Source organism: Polaribacter sp. 11A2H, assembly GCF_011379025.1.
Lineage (GTDB): Bacteria > Bacteroidota > Bacteroidia > Flavobacteriales > Flavobacteriaceae > Polaribacter.
On sequence record NZ_WTLD01000020.1, the window covers coordinates 1 to 21,951 of the forward strand.

16 protein-coding genes are annotated in these 21,951 nt (G+C 30.1%); 14 read left to right on the forward strand and 2 right to left on the reverse strand.

Translation table 11 applies throughout. From position 1 onward, the window contains the following. Positions 1–190: 190 nt before the first annotated feature. Positions 191–1,075: a GTPase Era gene (gene era, locus GQS58_RS16170; RefSeq protein ID WP_166387816.1), complete on the forward strand. Its 885-nt coding sequence runs from the start codon at positions 191–193 to the stop codon at positions 1,073–1,075. A gap of 99 nt (positions 1,076–1,174) precedes the next feature. Here the strand turns inward: era and GQS58_RS17225 are convergent, their stop codons facing one another. After that, positions 1,175–1,684 carry a GTP-binding protein gene (locus GQS58_RS17225; protein ID WP_240914645.1) on the reverse strand — a complete coding sequence of 170 codons (510 nt, stop codon included), beginning with the start codon at positions 1,682–1,684 and terminating at the stop codon, positions 1,175–1,177. Between the two features lie 178 nt (positions 1,685–1,862). Here GQS58_RS17225 and der point away from each other — a divergent pair, with 178 nt between their 5' ends. Then, positions 1,863–3,173: a ribosome biogenesis GTPase Der gene (der, locus tag GQS58_RS16180; protein WP_166387853.1), complete on the forward strand. Its 1,311-nt coding sequence runs from the start codon at positions 1,863–1,865 to the stop codon at positions 3,171–3,173. A gap of 75 nt (positions 3,174–3,248) precedes the next feature. Beyond that, positions 3,249–5,636 carry a GAF domain-containing protein gene (locus tag GQS58_RS16185; RefSeq protein WP_166387818.1) on the forward strand — a complete coding sequence of 796 codons (2,388 nt, stop codon included), beginning with the start codon at positions 3,249–3,251 and terminating at the stop codon, positions 5,634–5,636. On the opposite strand, the gene GQS58_RS16190 is transcribed toward GQS58_RS16185, so the two are convergent. Next, positions 5,633–6,835 (reverse strand): Pycsar system effector family protein, encoded by a 1,203-nt coding sequence (locus tag GQS58_RS16190; RefSeq protein WP_166387820.1) that lies wholly within the window; start codon positions 6,833–6,835, stop codon positions 5,633–5,635. The two genes, GQS58_RS16185 and GQS58_RS16190, sit on opposite strands and share 4 nt — an antisense overlap. Positions 6,836–7,030: 195 nt before the next feature. On the opposite strand from GQS58_RS16190, the gene msrB reads away from it, so the two are divergent. The 11 genes from msrB to GQS58_RS16245 all read left to right on the forward strand — a co-directional run bounded on the left by msrB (position 7,031) and on the right by GQS58_RS16245 (position 21,949). Continuing rightward, the gene (gene msrB / locus GQS58_RS16195; protein ID WP_166387822.1) at positions 7,031–7,477 is read left to right on the forward strand and encodes a peptide-methionine (R)-S-oxide reductase MsrB; all 447 of its coding nucleotides are present in this window, start codon (positions 7,031–7,033) and stop codon (positions 7,475–7,477) included. Positions 7,478–7,588: 111 nt separating this feature from the next. Continuing rightward, the gene (msrA, locus tag GQS58_RS16200; protein ID WP_166387824.1) at positions 7,589–8,125 is read left to right on the forward strand and encodes a peptide-methionine (S)-S-oxide reductase MsrA; all 537 of its coding nucleotides are present in this window, start codon (positions 7,589–7,591) and stop codon (positions 8,123–8,125) included. A 45-nt stretch (positions 8,126–8,170) separates the two neighbouring features. After that, positions 8,171–8,407 carry a glutaredoxin family protein gene (locus GQS58_RS16205; protein WP_166387826.1) on the forward strand — a complete coding sequence of 79 codons (237 nt, stop codon included), beginning with the start codon at positions 8,171–8,173 and terminating at the stop codon, positions 8,405–8,407. Further along, positions 8,407–9,963, forward strand: coding sequence for a protein adenylyltransferase SelO (locus GQS58_RS16210; protein ID WP_166387855.1), 1,557 nt, complete (start codon positions 8,407–8,409; stop codon positions 9,961–9,963). The genes GQS58_RS16205 and GQS58_RS16210 overlap by 1 nt, the downstream gene beginning before the upstream one ends. Positions 9,964–10,027: 64 nt before the next feature. Next, positions 10,028–10,972 carry an aldo/keto reductase gene (locus GQS58_RS16215; RefSeq protein WP_166387828.1) on the forward strand — a complete coding sequence of 315 codons (945 nt, stop codon included), beginning with the start codon at positions 10,028–10,030 and terminating at the stop codon, positions 10,970–10,972. Further along, a complete protein-coding gene (locus GQS58_RS16220) occupies positions 10,963–11,481 on the forward strand; it encodes a peptide-methionine (S)-S-oxide reductase (RefSeq protein ID WP_166387830.1) in 519 nt (172 codons plus the stop codon). The genes GQS58_RS16215 and GQS58_RS16220 overlap by 10 nt, the downstream gene beginning before the upstream one ends. A 12-nt stretch (positions 11,482–11,493) precedes the next feature. After that, positions 11,494–12,711 (forward strand): bifunctional alpha/beta hydrolase/OsmC family protein, encoded by a 1,218-nt coding sequence (locus GQS58_RS16225; RefSeq protein WP_166387832.1) that lies wholly within the window; start codon positions 11,494–11,496, stop codon positions 12,709–12,711. Positions 12,712–12,883: 172 nt separating this feature from the next. Next, complete coding sequence (locus tag GQS58_RS16230; RefSeq protein ID WP_166387834.1) at positions 12,884–17,920, forward strand: translocation/assembly module TamB; 5,037 nt, start codon at positions 12,884–12,886, stop codon at positions 17,918–17,920. A 7-nt stretch (positions 17,921–17,927) separates the two neighbouring features. Continuing rightward, positions 17,928–20,222 carry a BamA/TamA family outer membrane protein gene (locus tag GQS58_RS16235; protein WP_240914646.1) on the forward strand — a complete coding sequence of 765 codons (2,295 nt, stop codon included), beginning with the start codon at positions 17,928–17,930 and terminating at the stop codon, positions 20,220–20,222. A gap of 103 nt (positions 20,223–20,325) precedes the next feature. After that, a complete protein-coding gene (locus GQS58_RS16240) occupies positions 20,326–21,345 on the forward strand; it encodes an XdhC family protein (RefSeq protein ID WP_166387836.1) in 1,020 nt (339 codons plus the stop codon). Between the two features lie 4 nt (positions 21,346–21,349). Beyond that, complete coding sequence (locus GQS58_RS16245) at positions 21,350–21,949, forward strand: NTP transferase domain-containing protein (protein WP_166387837.1); 600 nt, start codon at positions 21,350–21,352, stop codon at positions 21,947–21,949. Positions 21,950–21,951: the final 2 nt, after the last annotated feature.

Below are 21,951 nucleotides of genomic sequence, written 5' to 3' on the forward strand. Positions count from 1 at the left end.
CTCTATCCCGCGTTGTACTTCGAAAATAACAACTTAGCTTTTAACTTTCGAATCATAAAATCGATTAGTTATTTCCGACTGCAAACATACAACTTAATTAAATAACTGACCAAACTTTTTTTTATTTTTTTAAAACATTTTTTAATACACTAAATTCTAATCAAATATAAAAAGGAATTATCTTTGCACCATGACGCATAAAGCAGGTTTTGTAAATATTATAGGAAATCCTAACGTAGGTAAATCAACATTAATGAATGCCCTAGTAGGTGAAAAGCTGTCTATCATAACAGCGAAGGCACAAACAACAAGGCATAGAATCTTAGGAATTGTAAATGAAGACGACTTTCAGATTGTCTTTTCCGATACGCCAGGTATTTTAAAACCTGCCTACGAGCTGCAATCTTCTATGATGGATTTTGTAAAATCTGCCTTCGAGGATGCAGACATACTTATCTATATGGTAGAAGTTGGTGAAAAAGAATTAAAAAATGAAGCTTTCTTTAAAAGAATTATACATAGTGAAATACCTGTTATCTTACTTTTAAATAAAATTGATAAATCTTCTCAGGAAGAAGTAGAAGAAAAAATAGAATACTGGAAAAATAAAGTTCCGAATGCAGAAGTGTTTGTAATTTCTGCACTAGAAAAATTTAATGTTCCTGCAGTTTTCGATAAAATAAAAGAATTACTACCAGAAGGTCCTGCTTTTTATCCGAAGGATCAATTAACAGATAAACCTGAACGTTTTTTTGTAAATGAAAAAATTAGAGAAAAGATTCTAATGCATTACAAAAAAGAAATTCCGTATTCTGTAGAAGTAGAAACAGAAGAATTTATAGAGGAAGAAAATATTGTTAGAATTCGTTCTATTATTATGGTAGAAAGAGAAACTCAGAAAGGAATCATAATTGGCCATAAAGGGTCTGCACTAAAACGTGTTGGTGCAGAAGCAAGAAAAGATTTAGAAAAATTCTTCGAGAAAAAAGTTTTTATAGAACTGTATGTAAAGGTTAATAAAAACTGGCGTAGCGATAAAACGCAACTAAAACGTTTTGGTTATAATCAAAGTTAATTTAAAAGACCTCTATTAGACCTATTTTAAAAGGTTTATTAAAAATATCATTCCCGTTAATGTTGCTTGCGACAAATAAAACGGGAATGAAATTAATATTTATTGCTCAATAATAGTGATTAATAGACTGTGTAATTCTTTCATCTGATTTTTCCCTGTCTCCTTACCTATACTTCCCAAAAAATATAACAACAGCCATATTAAAGGCAGTGCAACTAATATAGCAATAGGAAACACCAAACTTTCTGCTAACCTATATTGCACGTAAGCAAACACTCCTACTCCTAAAAACAAGGTGGCTACCACAAAATGGACAAACATAAAAAGTGTCCAGACTTGTGGTTTTGGTCCAAAAAGTCCTTTTAAAGTAGATGAACTCTCACTAACTTCTACAATTTCAAAATGCAATTGAGGCGACCAAAAATGACTTTTCCTTACAGGAATATCAATAAAAAAATGTTTATATGCAACATTACTTCGATATATACAAGCATCACTTTTTAGATACCTTGTAATTCTTTCTAGCAATTCTTCAGAATTCTCTTCTAAGTCAATAGAAAATCTAGGTCTTAAAAAAAAATCACTATTTCTTTTTTCTTGAATACTCATTAAATTGATATTATTTTTTAAATGTAATTAAAAATTCCATTTTGATAACAATTCAAGCTAAAATCAATAAAAAAAAACAGACAAACTTCCTTAGATTTTTTTTAGTATTTTAAAGACTTTATTTTTTACATCTTTCTTACAAGCTTAAATTGTATCTTTGCAAAAATTTTCAATAGAGATGAACAGTATTGTTGCCATTGTAGGAAGACCAAATGTAGGAAAGTCAACGCTTTTTAATAGACTGGTACAAAGAAGAGAAGCCATTGTAGATTCTGTAAGCGGAGTTACAAGAGATAGACATTATGGAAAATCTGACTGGAATGGTAAAGAATTTTCAGTAATCGATACTGGTGGATACATTACTGGTTCTGACGATATTTTTGAAGGTGAAATTAGAAAACAAGTAAATCTTGCCATTGAAGAAGCAGATTTAATTGTTTTTGTTGTAAACGTAGAAGACGGTATTACACCTATGGATGCAGAAGTTGCAAAACTTTTACGCAAGGTTAAAAAACCAATCTTTACGGTAGTTAACAAAGTAGATAACGCAATGCGTGAGCCTGACGCTATAGAGTTTTACAACTTAGGCTTAGGAGAATACTTTACAATTGCGTCTATTAACGGAAGTGGAACTGGAGAATTACTAGATGCATTAGCAGAAAGAATGCCAGCACCAGAAGAAGTAGATTTAGAAAAAGAAGCATTACCAAGATTTGCTGTAGTTGGAAGACCAAATGCAGGAAAATCTTCATTTATAAACGCTTTAATTGGGCAAGATAGAAATATTGTAACAGATATTGCAGGTACAACTAGAGATTCTATTGATACACAATACAATCGATTTGGTTTCGATTTTAACTTAGTAGATACTGCTGGGATTCGTAAAAAATCTAGAGTTAAAGAAGATTTAGAATTTTATTCTGTAATGCGTGCTGTACGTACCATAGAATATTCTGATGTTATTGTTTTAGTTGTAGATGCTACTCGTGGTTTTGAAGGTCAGGATCAAAATATATTTTGGTTGGCAGAAAAAAACAGAAAAGGAGTTGTAATCTTAATTAATAAATGGGATTTAATAGAGAAAGAAACCAATACCATGCGAGATTTTGAAGCAATGGTTAGAAAACAAATTGAACCTTTTACAGATGTGCCAATTGTATTTATTTCTGCTTTAACTAAACAACGTTTGTTTAAAGCAATAGAAACTGCAGTTGAAGTTTTTCAGAAAAGAAAAACAAAAATACAGACAAGTAAGTTTAATGAGACTATGTTAGACATCATTAAAACTTCTCCACCTCCTGCAATAAAAGGAAAGTTTGTAAAAATTAAATACTGTATGCAATTGCCTACGCAAACACCGCAATTTGTATTTTTCTGTAACTTACCACAATACGTTAGAGATTCTTACAGACGTTTTCTTGAAAACAAATTAAGAGATATTTACGATTTTTCTGGAGTACCAATTACTATATATTTTAGACAGAAATAAACCTATTTGTAACGTTTGTTACCTTTACACGTCTAAGACAATAGTAATATTGTAATTCTATTCTATTTATAAGACATGAAAATTATTGAATCTAAGTTAGCAGCTGAAACAGATTTACCATTACAACTAAACGTATCTTTTAACAAGGTTTTTGACTTGTTTGAAAAGTATGCGGATATTGAATATGCAAAACATCCATATCATAGTTCTGCTAAAAAAATGGTGCAATTAATTAACAAGCATCCAGAATTAAATGATGGTTTTTCTGATTACTCTTTATTAGATAAATATAAAGAACAGATAGATTTATTACTAAACCCCTTATTTCCAGAACCTTTATTATTAAATGAAATAAAAGCAGCAAGTATTCCTTTCTCTTTTACTTCTTTTAAATTTACAAATCGTTTTGAAAATATTTTAAAAAATGCAGGTGATAATTTCGAATTAAATGTTCGGAATTTTGAAGAAGACAGTATGTACATTATGGCATGTACATTTATTTTAAGCTTTGTTCATGGTTTTAATGTTGATCTAAAAAGACCCTTCTATTTTGATATTCCAGATAGTACAACTGGAACAATGAAATATTATAGAACCACCTTTAATGGTGATTTTTCTGAAATTACAGCTACAGAAAATGCACCGAAATTAACAGAAAAAGATTTTAAAGAATTACTTAATAACTTTGATAATGTAGCCTTATGGAAAGAGAAATTCCCTCCGAATAGTTATATTTTTAAAGGATTCGGACTTATTAGTTTGTTTGATGTTACTTCAGAGGAAATGTTGTCTTCTATTAAAGCAAACCTATTAGAAGGCGGACAAGATTTAATTCCGAAGCTTCAAAGTAATTTAAGAGATTTTTACAGTATTAGAGATTTAAAATTGGGGTATTCTATTTTTGATAACGTCAATGCTAAAATTTGTGAAACACAGGTTAATAAATCCAATAGTTTAATTTTAAACCATGGATCAGAAATAAATTGCGATTCAGGCTATTTTTGCAACGTTATATTGCAAAAAGTATTTAAAGACCATGAAACTTTTATCATTTCTGACGTATCTGAATATGGATTAAAAACAAATAATAATCTTTTTTCTCAGAACCTTCAAGAAAACAATATTCAGAGTATTATACTTATCCCTATTAAAGCAACAGACAATGGAGACTTGGCTTTATTAGAAATTGCTTCACCAAGGGCGTATGATTTAAACTCTGTAAACATCAATAAATTAAAAGATATAATTCCTGTTTTTGAAGCCGCTGTAAAAAGAACTTCAGAAGAGCGTCAAAATATATTAGAAGCTACCATTCAAGAAAATTATACATCTATACATAGTTCTGTAAAATGGCGTTTTTATGAAGCTGCAGAAAAATACCATGCAGCTCGTCAAAGTAATAGCAATGCAAAATTAGACGAAATTGTATTTAATGAAGTGTATCCGTTGTTTGGGCAAAGCGATATAAAAGGGTCTTCTATTGCTAGAAATGAAGCAATTCAAGAAGATTTAACCACGCAATTAACCTTAGCAATTACAGTATTAAAAGATGCCTGTAAAACAGAAAGACTTCCTATTTATAATGAGTTAATGTTTAGGGTTACCTCTTATTTAAATGATGTTAAAAAAGGTTTAAATGCAGGTGATGAAATAAGTATTTTAGATTTTTTAAGCAGAGAGATCTATCCTGTTTTTAATCATATTAATAAAATTAGTACAGAACTCTCTCAGAAAGTGAGTGTTTATATGAACCGTTTAGATAAAAATCTAAATGTGGTATATGAAAAAAGAAAAGAGTATGAGAATAGTGTTACACTTTTAAATGACAAATTAGCACAATTCTTAGACAACAAACAAAAGCAAGCACAAGAAATGTTTCCTCATTATTTTGAGCGATACAAAACAGATGGTGTAGAGTACAATATGTACATAGGCCAAACAATTACAAAAAATAAAACGTTTGATAGTTTGTATTTATACAACCTACGTTTGTGGCAATTACAAACCACTTATGAAATGGAAAACTTGGCATTTTATGAGCGTAAAAACATGCAACATGATTTACAAGTAGCTTCTTTAATTCTAGTACATAGCAATGCAATGGCTATTAAATTTAGAATGGATGAAAAGCAGTTTGATGTAGACGGAGCTTATAATATTAGATACGAAATTATAAAAAAGAGAATTGACAAAGCAAACATTAAAGGAACAAATAACCGTTTAACAGTTCCTGGAAAAATTGCCATTGTATATTCTCAAGATAAAGATGCTACAGAGTACATAAAGTACATTAATTACTTACAATCTAAAAATCAATTAGGAAAAATTGAATTCTTAGAATTAGAAGACTTACAAGGTGCTTCCGGATTAAAAGCATTACGAGTTGAGGTTAAATATCAAGAAAATTTTGATGAAACCAAAACCATAACTTTTAATGATTTGATAAAAGAAATTGAAGCTTAAGCAACAATTTCTAAACCATAAAAAGAAATTGCAAAAGCTAACACACTTACAATAATACCAATCATAAAAACGGTATATGTAATTCTTAATATTTTATATTTTCTATTTAAAACCAAGCCTAAAAAGTACAGATCTTTGGTTAAAGAGCCATATAAATAATCTCTATCTTGCATCATCTCTTGAATTCCCCATTCAAAATCTGGTAATTTCATTTGATGAAAATTACCAAAGAATAATAAGTTTACCTTTTTATTAGCCACATCTTCCTTAGTAAATTTACCTTCGGTAACATTTGGTCTTGTAGCCAAAATAGATAATATTATAGAGGCAACAGTAAAAACAACAAAGATTACTGTAGGTATAATTAAGTAGCTATTAGAAGGCTTGTCTAACTTTGGTATTAAATTAGCCATTGCTAAAGAAACAATAATAGCATTTACAGAAAGTAAAATATTTGCTTTCGTATCTGCAATATTACTTAATGTCATGTGGTTTTTTAAAGCCACTCTAAACATGGTTTCCACACCTCTCTCTGGAACTTCACTTTTATTTTTCTTCAATTTTAATGCTTCTTTTTTCTGCTTAAACTTTGCTGAATCTTCTTTTGTTTTATGTTGATTTTTTAATAATTTAGAGACATTCTTATCTTTTCTTGTACTCCAATTTTTCAAAGCATAAACGGTATGAAATTTATGTTCTTTTGTTAAAAAATCTATGTTTATCTCATTCCATTCTGTATCTAAAAACTTCTTATTTTCTGTACTTTCCCATTCTTTTCTTAACAACTCTAACTTATCTATAAAACTTTTACTTCCTAAATGTGCACAATCTGCATCCATTATAATCTGCTCTAAAACATCATCAGATTGATGTCCCATTTTAGTAGCTAAAATCAATTTAGAGATTGCTTCTATTCTTTCTGCATCAACATTGTTATCTTTTAAAAAACTGGTAGCTATTTTTACACTTTCGGCCTCATGATTTTTTGCCCCTTTTATAAAACCGGTATCATGAAACAAAGCTGCAAGCTGTAAATTTTCTTTAGAAATTGCATCAATATTTAAATTTTTTGCAAGCTCCGCAGTATAAGCAACTACATCTTGTGTATGTGTTATGTTATGATATACATAAACAGCATCTAACTCCTTATTTAATAAATTAAAAACATATTTTTCTGCAGTAACAGTTAAGGTGCTCATTGTAAAATTATTTTATAAATAAATAGGAATAAATGATCATTCATTCCCCTACTCTATCAATATTGGTCGTAAATTTATGTTTTGCTTTCAACCGCCCACAAATTAACAATTATTTGTAAGGTAACAAGTGTTTATACGTCTAAAAATGTGATCGCATTACAAAATTAATATTTTAAAAAAGAAAGAAATCAAAATATGCTTACTTGGAAAGAAATTATCAATTTTAGTGTTAAAGGAAATCCAACTCCAGATAAAAGAGTAGAGAAATCCGAAAAAGAATGGAGAGCTCAATTAACAGAAGAGCAATTTAGAATTACAAGACAAAAAGGAACAGAAAGACCAAATTCTGGTGCTTTGTGCAGTATTTATGATGAAGGCCAATATAACTGTGTTTGTTGTAACACACCACTATTTGATTCTACCATAAAGTTTGAGTCTAGTTCTGGTTGGCCAAGTTTTACGCAACCTATTAAAGAGAATGCCATTAAATATCACAAAGATGTTTCTTTTGGTATGGTGCGAGTTGAAGTAATGTGCAATACCTGTGACGGACATTTAGGTCACATTTTTCCTGATGGGCCAGAACCAAGTGGATTGCGTTATTGTATTAACTCAGAATCTATGGTTATTGATAAAAAATAATTTAATTAAAAAAAAGTCTAATGTCATTCCGAACGAGGAACGAGGAGGAATCTTATTATTAATATAGAGATTACTCCGTCATTCTTCTTCGTAATGACAGAGAAAATATAAATGAATAAAAATTTACAAACTGCCACTTTAGGAGGTGGATGTTTTTGGTGTACAGAAGCTGTATTCCAAGAAGTAAAAGGCGTAGAAAAAGTAGTTTCTGGTTATGCAGGTGGTAATGTTCCTGGAGAACCAACCTACAGAGAAATTTGCTCTGGTTTAACAGGTCATGCAGAAGTAATTCAAATAACGTATGATGCAAATATTATTTCTTACGAAGATATTTTAGTTATTTTTATGACCACGCACGATCCTACAACCCTAAATCAGCAAGGTGCAGATAGAGGAACACAATATAGATCTGTGGTTTTTTATCATGATGAAAACCAGCAAAAAATTGCTTCAGAAGTTTTAAAACAGATTCAAGATTATTATAATAACAAGATAGTTACTAAATTAAGTGCTTTACCTATTTTTTATAAAGCAACAGAAGAGCATCAAAATTATTATAGAGAAAATACACAACAAGGATATTGTAGTTTTGTTATTGAGCCAAAATTAGCTAAATTGAGAAAATTACATGCAGATAAATTGACGTAATTCTATCCTTTCTGCCTAGGCAGGAATCCTTTTTCAGTAAATAAAATGATAAAATTATTTGGCACAGAAAGCTGCCATAAAACCCAATATTATAAAACATTTTTAGAAACGCGTAATTTAGATTACGCGTTTTTAGATGTAAAAAAGAATGAACTTTTTGCAGAAGAATTACGTAACTTGTATGAAAATAGAAAACTAAATTTTCCTACAATTACTATTAATGATAAAAAATTAAGAAACCCTTCTGATAAAGATTTGATTAAATGGATTGACACATTATGATGAAACTAAATATAAAAGATACTTTTACTTCAGAACTGCCTGCAGATTCTAATTTAGAAAACTCAAGAAGACAAGTAGAAAATGCTGCTTTTTCTTTTGCAAATCCTAAGAAAACTGCAAAACCAGCAATTTTACACGTTTCACCAGAAATGGCTGCTGAATTGGGTATTTCAAAAGAAGATTTAAAATCTGAATTCTTTAAAAACATTGTTACCGGAAATGAAATTTATCCGAATACAAAACCGTTTGCAATGTGTTATGGCGGACATCAATTTGGCAATTGGGCAGGACAATTAGGAGACGGAAGAGCTATTAATTTATTTGAAGTTGAACATCAACATAAGAACTGGAAAGTACAATTAAAAGGAGCAGGCGAAACGCCGTATTCTAGAACTGCAGATGGTTTGGCGGTTTTACGTTCTTCTGTAAGAGAATATTTATGTGCAGAAGCTATGTTTCATTTAGGAGTTCCTACCACAAGATCTTTGTCTTTAAGTTTATCTGGTGATACTGTTTTACGAGATGTTTTATACGACGGAAATCCGGCTTATGAAAAAGGGGCTATTGTTTCTAGAATTTCACCGAGCTTTTTACGTTTTGGAAGTTTCGAGATTTTTGCAGCCAGAAAAGACACCGAAAATTTAAAGGGTTTGGTAGATTATACCATCAAACATCATTTTCCGCATTTAGGAGCTCCATCAAAAGAAAGTTATATCAACTTTTTTAAGGAAGTTTCTGAGCGTACGTTAAAAATGATTATCGATTGGCAACGTGTTGGTTTTGTACACGGTGTAATGAATACCGATAACATGTCTATCTTAGGTTTAACCATAGATTTTGGACCTTATGGTTGGTTAGAAGGTTTCGATTTTGGCTGGACACCAAATACAACAGACAGTCAACACAAACGTTACCGTTACGGAAATCAGCCAAATATTGGTTTGTGGAATTTATATCAATTGGCAAATGCTTTGTATCCAATTATTGAAGAAGTAGATCCTTTAAATGCAATCTTAGAGCAATATAAAATTGATTTTGAAACCCAATCTTTATTAATGATGAAATCGAAGTTAGGTTTGGTTTCTTCGGATGAAGAGGACGTAAGACTGATACAAGAATTAGAAGATAATATACAATTGGTAGAAACAGACATGACAATTTTCTTTAGAAATTTAAGTCGTTTTTCTGATACAACAACCGCTTTTAAATTGATAGAAGATGCTTTTTACGATTTAGAAAACATTTCTAAAGAAGTAGAGAACAGATGGAATACTTGGTTTAAAAAGTATGCGAATAGACTTGCTATAGAAAGAATTTCATCCGAAGAAAGAAAAGAACAAATGGATTTGGTAAATCCTAAATATGTGCTTAGAAACTATATGTCTCAACTAGCAATTGATGAAGCAGATAAAGGAAATTATACTTTAATTGATGAATTGTTTCAACTATTAAAAAAACCATATGCAGAACAATCAGAAAGCGAAAAATGGTTTGCAAAAAGACCAGAATGGGCACGGAATAAAGTAGGTTGCTCTATGTTATCTTGTAGCTCTTAAAACTATATACAATTAAGACCTCACAAATTTAAAAAGCTGTGAGGTCTCTTAAAATAATACAAACATGAAATTAGGATTAGGAACCGCAGCTTTAGGAAGACCACAATACATTAATGTTCGTACAGAAAGCTGTGACAACTCCAACTTAGCTGAATTTAGAAAACACAGTTTTTCTGTATTAGAAGAAGCATATAATTTAGGAATCCGTTATTTTGATACCGCTCCTGGTTATGGTTTGGCAGAAGAATTAGTCTTAGAATGGCTACAAACTAAAAACGACAACACTATTGAAATTGCTACAAAATGGGGATATACGTACACCGCAAATTTTGATGCGAATGCAACAGTTCACGAAGTAAAAGAACATAGTTTGTCTAAATTAAAAGAACAATGGGATTTTTCTAAACAGCTTCTACCCTACTTAAAAGTATATCAAATTCATTCTGCCACTTTAGAAACGGGCGTATTAGAAAATAAAGAAGTCTTAGAATATTTAGCTTATTTAAAAAAAGAATTCAACCTAAAAATAGGTTTGACAACCACAGGAACCAACCAGGTGGAAGTAATTAAAAAAGCACTGAATGTTTTGGTTGATGGAACACCCGTTTTTGATGTATTCCAAGTAACTTATAATTTCTTAGACCAAAGTTTACAAGAAGTTTTAGACGAATTAGTGCATCAAAATAAATCGATTGTTATTAAAGAAGCCTTGGCAAACGGACGAGTTTTTAAGAATGAAAACTACCCGAATTACAATAAAATGTATACAACTTTAGAAAACTTAGCTAAAAAACACAACGTTGGTGTAGATGCTATTTCTTTAAAATATTGCGAGCAAACAATTCCGGAAAGTATTGTTTTAAGTGGCGTAAGTACAACAGCACAATTAAAAGAGAACCTAAAACTGAATTCTTTCACCTTGTCTGCTGATGAAATTGAAACACTAAATGCTTTAAAAGTTGCTCCAGATCTATATTGGACAGAAAGAAAACAATTGGCATGGAATTAACCAAAGTCGCTTTTGGTGGTGGTTGTCATTGGTGTACAGAAGCTGTTTTCCAAATGTTAATTGGTGTAGAAAAAGTAGAACAAGGTTGGGTTGCATCCATAGAAAAAAATAATACATTTTCTGAAGCTGTTATTGTTTATTTTGATCTTGAAAAAATCAATTTAAAAACGTTAATTGAAATCCACTTATTAACACATAAAAGTACGAGTAATCATTCAATGCGAACAAAATATCGTTCTGCTATTTATTATTTCACACAGCAACAAAAAGAAGATTGTTTAAAAATAATAGAAAAGTTACAAGTCGGTTTTAAATATAAAATAATTACTAAAGTTTTAGAATTTAAAGACTTTAAACCGAATACAGAAGAATTTCAGAATTATTATCAATCAAATCCTGATAAACCTTTTTGTAAGAATTACATCAACCCAAAGTTGACATTCTTATTACAAAAATTCTCAAAAAATATCGACAAACGTAAAGTTGCTCATCTTATTCCGACTACTTAAAAAATCAAAATAATGAACACTGTTAGATTAGAAATTGAAAATAAAAAAGGCTTAAAGTTACAAGCGTATTTAGAATTGCCTGCAAATGAAAAACCAAATCAATTTGCCATTTTTGCACATTGTTTTTCTTGCAATAGTAATTTTAATGCGGTAAAAAACATCAGTCGTTCTTTATCTAATCATGGTTTTGGCGTTTTACGTTTCGATTTTACAGGACTAGGAAGAAGTGAAGGCGAATTTGCTGAAAGTCACTTTTCTGCCAACGTAGAAGATTTATTAGCAGTGAATGCTTTTTTAGAAAAAAACTACAAAGCACCATCATTATTAGTTGGTCATTCTTTGGGTGGAGCAGCAGTTATTGTTGCAGCTTCAAAATTAGAAAACATAAAAGCAGTTGCCACTGTTGGCGCTCCTGCAACCGTTAGTCACGTAACCCATTTATTTTCTCATGGAACGGAAGAAATTCCAGAAAAAGGAGATGTAGAAGTAAAAATTGGAGGTCGTCCTTTTAAAATAAATCAAGAGTTTGTTAACGATTTTAGTAAAACAGATTTACCTAAAATCATTAAAAACTTACGCAAACCAATCTTGGTAATGCATGCTCCTTTTGATAATGTGGTTGGTATAGAAAATGCACATGAAATTTATCATAATGCCATGCATCCAAAGAGTTTTGTAAGTTTAGACGATGCAGATCATTTATTATCAAAATCTTCAGACAGCATTTATGTGGGTAATATGATTGGTACTTGGGTGGAGCGTTATTTTGAACCTGAAGAAAATAATATGATTTCTACGGAAGGTGAACAATTAGTTGGTCATTTAAACTTGTTAGAAGATAATTTCACCACTTCTATTCAAACTAAAAAACACTCGTTTATTGCAGATGAACCAACAAGTGTTGGTGGTGATGATTTTGGACCTTCTCCGTATGATTTTTTAAGCGCAGGTTTAGCAGCTTGTACTGTAATGACCTTAAAAATGTATGCAGAACGTAAAAAATGGGATTTACAAGAGGTTTTTGTATACATAACCTATTCCAAAAAACATAGTGACGATTTAGGTATTGCTGTAGAAAAACCAACCAGATTTGATCATTTAAATAAAAAATTAAAATTTGTTGGAAATCTAGATGAAAAACAAATACTACGTCTAAAAGAAATTGCAGCTAAATGCCCTGTTCACAAAACATTACAAAGCGAAGTTATTATTGAAACTGAAATTATCTAATTTTAATACTTAGAACATTTATCCTCTTTAAAACAGCAAAAACTTTTTCAATATAGGCTTTTTAAAACATGAAATCGTTAAGATTTATCAAAAGAGTCAAAAATTTATGATATAAGGACAATTTGAATAGAAATAGCAAGTTACATTTGCACAACTAAAATTGTATGTAACAGTGTCTAAAAAAATAAAGAATACAAAATATCGCTTTTTAAGAAGATTCTTACGAGTCCTTTTAGGCTTTTTTATTTTCATTACGCTGTTAATTCTATTTATTAGAAGTCCGTGGGGACAGAGTATTATTGTTAACAAAGCAGTAAACTTTGTTACCGACAAAACAAATACTAAAATTACTGTAGACAAGCTTTTTTTAACTTTTAAAGGTGGCTTGCAATTAGACGGTTTGTATGTAGAAGACACCAAAGGAGACACGTTGGTATATTCTAAATCTTTAGAAGCAAACTTACCTCTTTGGGCAATGATTAATGGAGGTGCCGTTGGTGTAGATTATTTAGAATGGAATGGTTTACGTGCAAACATTATAAGAAAAGACAGTCTTACTGGGTATAACTTTCAGTTTTTAATAGATGCTTTTGCTTCCGAAGAACCAACTCCGGTTGTTGAAGAAACAACTTCGGAGCCTTTAGATATTGTTCTTGGAAATCTTGAATTATCAAATATTAATGTTGTTTTTGATGATGCTGTTTTAGGGATTGACAGTCATTTTAAAATTGGAAATCTAACTGCCAATATGGATAAAGTTGATTTACAAAAAATGATTTTTAATGCTGATAAAATTTCGCTTTCTAATACCAATATTAAACTTATTCAAAAACCAGTAATTTCAAATACCTCAACAACAGAATCTGTTTTACCTACTTTATCTGTAAATAAATTCTCTTTAAAAAATGTAAAAGCATATTTTAAAAACCCACAAGATCAATTAATTGCAAATGTAACAATTACTGATTTTTATACAGAAATCCCTGAAATTAATTTATCTACAAACAAAATAAACCTTACTACTCTTCAGCTTAAAAATTCTGATGTTCTCTTAAAAACAGTTTCAACGAATACTGCAACCGTTAAAGAAACACCAAACAATGATCTAGCTTTTAACTGGCCAGATTTTGACGTACAAATAAATGATGTTAACTTAGAAAATAACAAGATTCAGTATTTTGTAAACAATGAAAAAGTTGTCTCAAATAGTTTTAATCCGAATGCACTTGTTTTAGAAGATCTAACCTTAAAAGCATCCGATATTTTCTTGAAAGACAAAAAAGCCGGTTTGCAATTAAATACTTTTAATTTTGAAGAAAAATCTGGTTTTAGATTGAGAAAACTCGCCTTAAATGCAGAAATAACAGATACAGATTTAAAAGTTTCCGATCTTAAAATAGCATTCAAAAAAAGTATGATTACTGGTTTTTCAAATGCGAATTACAAATCACTTTCTCAATTCATTTCATCACCAGAAAAAACAACTATTAACATAGGCATTCCGTATTTCTCACTCTTTTTAGATGAACTTTTTACGTTTCAGCCGAGTTTAAAACAAAATGAATATCTAACCAAATTAAGTGAAAAAGAACTTTTTGGTGAAGTAAATATAAATGGAGTTTTAGCTGATTTAAATATTGCCAACACCAACCTTAATTGGGGGAATTATACCAAAATATCTTTAGATGGAAACATCAAAAACAGTACAAAACCAGATAAGTTACAGCTAAACATACCAAATTTTAAAGCAAAGACAAAACGAAATGATCTTTTACAAATTGTAGACGAAAAAGCATTGGGCATTCATTTACCAGAAAATATTTTAATAACTAGTAATGCAAAAGGTACTTTAAGTAATATTATTACCAATACAAAAATAAAGACTTCGCAAGGTATTGCAACGATTAAAGGAAACTTTAAAAATGATGCTAAAATTAGCTACAATACAGATATACAAATTGAAAATTACAATATTGGTACTCTTTTAATGAATCCTAATTTTGGTGAATTAAGTGTGCAATTAAAATCGGAAGGAAGCGGTAAAAGTATTCAAGATTTAGACGCCACTCTACAGACGACCATTTCTAAGTTTCAGTTAGAAAATTATGAAATTAAAGACTTACAAATAGAAGGAAATTTAAAAAACAGTATTGGAAAAATCACTTCAATATATAAAGATAAAAATTTAAACTTAGATTTAATAGCAAATGTAAAGTTAGATTCTGTGAACACAAAAGCAACTGTAAATTTAAATCTAATTGGTGCAGATTTAGAAGCACTGGGTATTATGCAGCGTAAAGTAAAAACGGGCATGGAACTTTCTTTAGATTTTACAGGAAACTCAGAAAAATACACTTTAAAGAGTACTATAAAAAACGGTGTAGCTGTATATAATAACAGAACTTTTTTAGTAGGAGACTTTGCTGTTAATGCCTTTGTAGCTAAAGATACAACAGCTGTTTCTATCAAAAATAGAATGATTGATTTAAACTTAGAATCAAACACAGACCCACAAACTTTTAGCAGCGCTTTACAACGTCATGTTGCTAGTTATTTTTATAGAGATGTTACAATTTCTGACAGTATTAAAAGCCCTGTAAATTTAAAGTTAAAAGCAAAAATTTCTCAAACACCACTTTTAACAGATGTATTCTTGGTAAATTTAAAAGATTTAGATACTATAAATATTGATGTCGATTTTAAAGAGAAAAAACGAAAACTAACTGCTAATATTACAGCTCCTCACATTAATTTTAGCGATAATGAATTAGACAGCTTGTCTTTTTCTATGCTTACAGATAATGAAGATTTCAATTTTAATTTAGGTTTTAAAGAAATTAAAGCAGGACCTTTAAATGTGCCAAAAACCATTATTAAAGGTATTCAACAAAACAACGAATTATCACTTAATTTTTTAGGTTTCTATAAAGGAGAAAAATTGATGAATGTAAACACAACAATCTCTGGAAACAGCGATAAATTAAAGTTTACCATAGATCAAGATAGTTTATTCTTAAATAGTACTCAATGGAAAATTCCAAACACAAATGCCGTTGTATTTGAAAATAATAAACTCACATTCTCTGATTTTAAAATCAGTAAAGACAATCAATCTATAGAAATTACAGATAAAATTTCTCGTATAGAAAAAGATCATATTGCTTTAAATTACAAAAATTTTAAAATAAATGAAGTTTTTAATTATTTAAGTCCTGAAAAAGAAATTGCATCAGGAACTTTAAATGGCGATTTTATTTTAGAACAACCTTTTGGTGATACTGGTATTATTGCCAATCTAAGCATTAATGAATTACAAGTGTTAAAAACAGATTTTGGTACCTTAAGTTTAGATGCTAAATCTTTAGAAAACGGAAAGTATGATTTTAATGCAGCTTTAAAAGAAGGTGCTGTAGACTTAGATTTAAAAGGAGATTATTTTGTAGATAATAATGATGCAAATTTAAATCTAGACCTACTAATTAACAACTTTAAAGTGCAAGCTTTAAACACACTCTCTTTTGGTGAAATTAAAGAAACCTCTGGTAATCTTTCTGGAAACTTTAAAGTAACCGGAAAAACATCTGAACCAAAATATAAAGGGAGTTTACTTTTTACAAATGCAGCTTTTAAAGTTACCAAACTTAACGCAAAATTTAATTTACAGAACGAAACTTTGCATGTAGATAATAGTGGTTTAACGTTATCTAATTTCACCATATTAGATGCAGAAAAAAATGCATTAATAGTTTCTGGAGACATTAAAACCAAGAGTTTTATAAACCCTACATTTAATTTAGATATTAAAGCAAATAAATTTAGAATACTAAATGCTACTAAAGAAGACAATGAATTGCTTTACGGAAAAGTTTCTTTTAATGTAGATGCAAAACTAACCGGAAATTTACAAATCCCTAAGTTAAATGCAAAATTAGTAGTTGGTCCAGACACAGATGTTACGTATGTATTGCCTTCTAGTTACACAAATATAGAAGAGAGAGATGGTGTTGTTGCATTTGTAAATAGAAAAAACCCAAATGCAATTTTAACCCAAAATGAAGAGCAAACAGCTACAATTACCGGGTTTGATGTAAAAGCGCTCTTAAAAATTGATAAAAAAGCAGCAGTAAAAGTTGTTATTGATAAAGAAACTGGCGATAATTTTAAGATTTCTGGTGATGGAGATTTTGTCTTATTGATGGACCCTAACGGCCGTATATCCTTAACAGGTGCTTATGAGGTTGCAAGCGGACATTATGAACTTAACTTATACAATGTTGTAGATAGAAAATTTGTTTTAGTTCCTGGAAGTAGAATTTCTTGGGCAGGAGACCCGTTAGATGCTAAATTAGACATCCATACAAGCTACACCTTAAAAACCTCTGCCTCTACCTTAATGGCATCACAAATTTCTGGAGAAGATTCATCAACCAAAAATAAATACAAACAAGTACTGCCTTTCAATGTGTATTTAAATATAGGTGGCGAATTGTTGAAACCGCAAATATCTTTTAATTTAGACATGCCAGAAGACCAACAAGGTGCCATTAGCGGTCAGGTTTATGAACGTGTACAACAAGTAAACCAACAAGAAGATGAGTTAAACAGACAAGTTTTTTCTTTATTGGTTTTAAATAGGTTTTATCCAGATGCTGGTAGCGATGGTAGTTCAGGTGGTTTTGCAACAATTGCTAAAAACAATTTAAATGACGCTGTTTCTGGACAATTAAATTCTTTTTCCGATAAAATTCTTGGAGGTTCTGGTATTGAATTAGATTTTGGTTTAAATAGTTTTACAGACTATCAAGGAGATGCTCCAACAGATAGAACGCAATTGGATGTTGCTGCTCAAAAAAAATTATTTAACGACAGATTAACGGTAAGAGTTGGTAGCGAAGTAGACATACAAGGCAGCAGTTCTACGGAAGAAAAATCGCCTTTAATTGGTAATCTTAGTTTAGAATATAAAATTACAGAAGATGGTAGATACCGTGTTAGAGGTTTTAGAAAAAGTGAATTTGAGAATGTTATAGACGGACAAACTATTGTTAGCGGAATTGCATTAATTTTTACCAAAGAATTTAATGAATTTCATCAACTTTGGGATTCTATTTTGCGTGCTAAAAAAGAGAATAAAACTGCAACGAAAAAAGAAGAACAAAGAGCACCAAAAGCAACAAATAATACTGAAAATTCAGAAAACAAAAAGTAAATAAATTTTGAAAGCATCCTATAAAAAACAGCTCTTTTTAATAGTACTATTCGTTTTTATTTACGGTTGTAGTATTAAAAAATACATTCCAGAAAACAAACGTTTGTACACTGGAGCTAGCATTGTTATGAAAGCCGATTCTACCGTAGAAAAGGTAAAAGAACTACAAGACGATTTGGTTACTGTATTAAGTCCTAAACACAATACAAAGTTTTTAGGTATGCATCTTGGGTTATATTATTACTATAAAAATGAGCAAGAAAAACCTAGTTTTTTAAGTAAGTGGTTGTATAAAAAAATAGGACAAAAACCTGTCTATCAATCAGATATTAATGTTTTGGAGAATGAAAATATTTTAAGAAACAAATTAGAAAATTATGGTTTTTTCTACAGTACCATAGATGCTAACTTTAAAGAAAAAAAGAAAGAAGCAGCTATTGTTTATAATTTAAAAGTTCCTGCTCCTTATAAAATGGCTACCTATCAAATAGATAGTATGGTTTCTCCAATTTATAACGAGATAAAAAGGTTAACCACAACCAACCCTTTTCAAAAAAATAAGCGTTTCGATTTAGGAAGTTTAAAATTAGAAAGACTTCGGTTAGATGCGGCGTTAAAAAACAATGGTTATTATAATTTTAATCCAGAGTTTTTACTTTTTGAAGCCGACACTAATCAGTATAAAAACAATAGTAAAAAATATGATTTGTTTTTAAAATTAAAAGCAAACGTTCCTAAAAAATCGACCGTTCCTTATCAAGTTAAAAACATCAATATTTACCCTAACTATAATTTGGGTGACTCTACAGAAGTAAGCAGTAGTCGTTTTAATGATAAAAACTATTATCAAGATTCGGTTTATTTTAAATCAAAATATTTAGATGAATTTATCACTTTAAAAGAAGGAGAAAGATTTAACCCATCTGCTTCTAAAAACACTGCCAGAAGACTTTCTTCCATAGGTGTATATAAGTTTGTTAATATTCAATATAAAGAATTAAAAGACTCAATTACAGATACAATTGGTAGTTTAGAAGCCAATATTTTTTTATCACCATTAACAAAGCGAGCACTACGTGTAGAACTACAAGCCGTTACAAAATCTAATAATTTTGCAGGGCCAGAATTGTCTTTAACCTACAGTAACAGAAACTTATTTAAAGGAGGCGAAACATTAAATATTAGCACAAATATTGGGTATGAAACGCAAATTGCTAGTGGTAGCTCTGGTTTAAGCAGTTTAGAATTAGGCCTAAAAAGCGAACTTATTTTCCCAAGAGTTATTACTCCTTTTAAGATTAATAAAGATTATTTTGATTATTCTATTCCCAAAACCAAAACCAGCTTAAGTGCAACCTATTTAAAAAGAAGTCAACTATATACACTTTTATCTGGTACCGGTATTTTTGGGTACACCTGGAATGCAAATAAATACATTACATACGAATTTAACCCTATTTCTATAAACTACACACGTTTATCTAATACTACAGACGAATTTCAAGAAATTTTAGATAATAATTCGTTTTTACAAAGCAGTTTTGACCAACAATTTATAAGCGGACTTACATTTTCTTTTACCTATAATGAAATGTTGAATTCAGAAAAAGAACATCAATTTTTCTTACAATCTACACTAGATGTTGCTGGTAATTCTATTAGTTTGTTTGATAAAAAAACAGGTGAAACTAATAAATTTTTAGGCTTAGAATATGCACAATATGCAAAAGCAGATCTAGATCTAAGATATCATTATAATTTTGGTTCTAAAAAAGAACAAACAATTGCTACCAGATTTTTTGCTGGTTATGGATATGCTTACGGAAATTCTGATGTAATACCATTTGTAAAACAATATTATGCAGGCGGACCTTATAGCGTAAGAGCATTTAATATTAGATCTTTAGGCCCTGGAACTTATAATGATGACACTACAAAAAGTACAAGTTCATTCTTTGACAAAACAGGTAATGTTCGTTTAGAAGCAAATTTAGAATATCGTTTTCCTATTTACTCTATTTTAAAAGGAGCGGTTTTTGCAGATGCAGGTAATGTTTGGAATACCGTTTCTAATTCAGATTTTAACGATGCAGATGGTACAATTAGAGATAAATTTACGTCTAACTTTATAAATGAGTTAGGTATGGGAGCAGGTTTTGGTTTGCGCATAGATGTACAAGGATTTGTAATCCGTTTAGATTTGGCTGCACCATTTCATGATCCTTCTTTAGAAGAAAATAAACGTTGGGATTTTAGAGCAGACGAACCCGTTTTTAACTTTGCTATTGGCTATTCTTTTTAAGTTTCTATTCATTTTATAAATACAAAAATGACACGTATTTTTAGTGTACTTTAAAAGAATCATAAAAAATTTTATATTTTAACCTAAATTTTAGTTTTTATTAATGAATCACGAACTTAAAGAAATTATAAATCAGGCAGTCATCAATCAACAAAAGGGATTGAAAAATGTATTGGCAACCGTAGTACATTTAGAAGGTTCTTCTTACAGAAAACCAGGTGTAAGAATGTTAATTTCTGAAGACTTTAGTTCTGTAGGTGCTGTAAGTGGTGGTTGTGTAGAAAAAGAAATTAAACACAGATCAAAAAGTGTTTTTTCTGATAACAAACCAAAAGTAATTACTTACGATGGTAGATACAAACTAGGCTGCGAGGGTATTTTATATGTTTTAATAGAACCTTTTTTTATTACTGATGAATTTCTTAATCATTTTACTAAGTCAAATTCTGAAAGAGAAACCATACATATTGCAAGCCACTTTACCGATGAAAATGAAGCTTTTGGTAATTTTGGCTCTGTAATTACTTTTTACAATAAAAAACAATTTACATTTTCTGAAGCTTTTAGTTATCAGCAGAAAAAAGACGAAATAATTTTCTCCCAAATAGTACAACCAAGTTTTAGGTTGATAATTATTGGAGGAGAACACGATGCTGTAAAACTCTGTAAAGTAGCTGCTACATTAGGTTGGGAAATTGATGTGATAACTTGCGCAAAAGACTCTAAGCAAATAAATGATTTTCCAGGAGCAAATTCTGTAATTGGAGATTCTCCTGAAACCATTCAATTTACAAAAATTGAAGAAAACACCGCTATTGTAATTATGAATCATAGTTACGTACAAGACTTAAAATACGTTATAAAACTATCTGAATCCAAACCTAAATATATTGGTATTTTAGGTGCTCCAAACAGAAGAGAACGTTTATTTAACGAACTTTTTGAATTTGTTCCAGATATTTCTGATGAATTTTTAGACAACATCTATACCCCAGCAGGCTTGCATATTGGTGCCCAAACTCCTGAGGAAATTGCCGTTTCTATTGTTGCAGAAATTTTATCGGTAATTAGAAAGAAAGAACCTTTTTCTTTAAGAAACCTAACCGGAAAAATACATACCTAAACTTATGAAAAATATTGCTATTTTAGTTTTAGCTGCAGGTAAATCATCTAGAATGAATAGCATAAAACAGTTAGAGAAAATAAACGAAAAAACACTTTTAGAACTTACTTTAGAGAAAATACAGTGTGTTTACACTTCCACTATTTTTTGTGTTTTAGGCGCAAATTCGGATAAAATTAAACCAGAAATAAGGACTAAGGACATCCAATTTATTGAGAACGCCAATTTTGAAGAAGGATTAAGTTCTAGCATCGTTTCTGGAGTTGAATACCTTAAAAATAAGGAATTCAATTTAGAAGGTATTTTTATTTTATTGGCAGATCAACCAGCCATTAATGTTGCTTATATAGAAGATATGATTCATTTATTTAATCAAAATAAAAACAGCATTATAGCATCTAACTACGGTAAAAAATTTGGTGTTCCTGCTATATTTCCTAAAAAGTATTTTTCTAATTTATTACTGATAAAAGGAGACAAAGGCGCAAAGGAATTCATCAGTAAAAAGAAAAACGAAATTCTTTGTTCTACAATAACAACCAACTTCTTAGACATAGATACCAAAGAAGACTTACAACGATATAAAAAATCAATTTTAAAATAGTT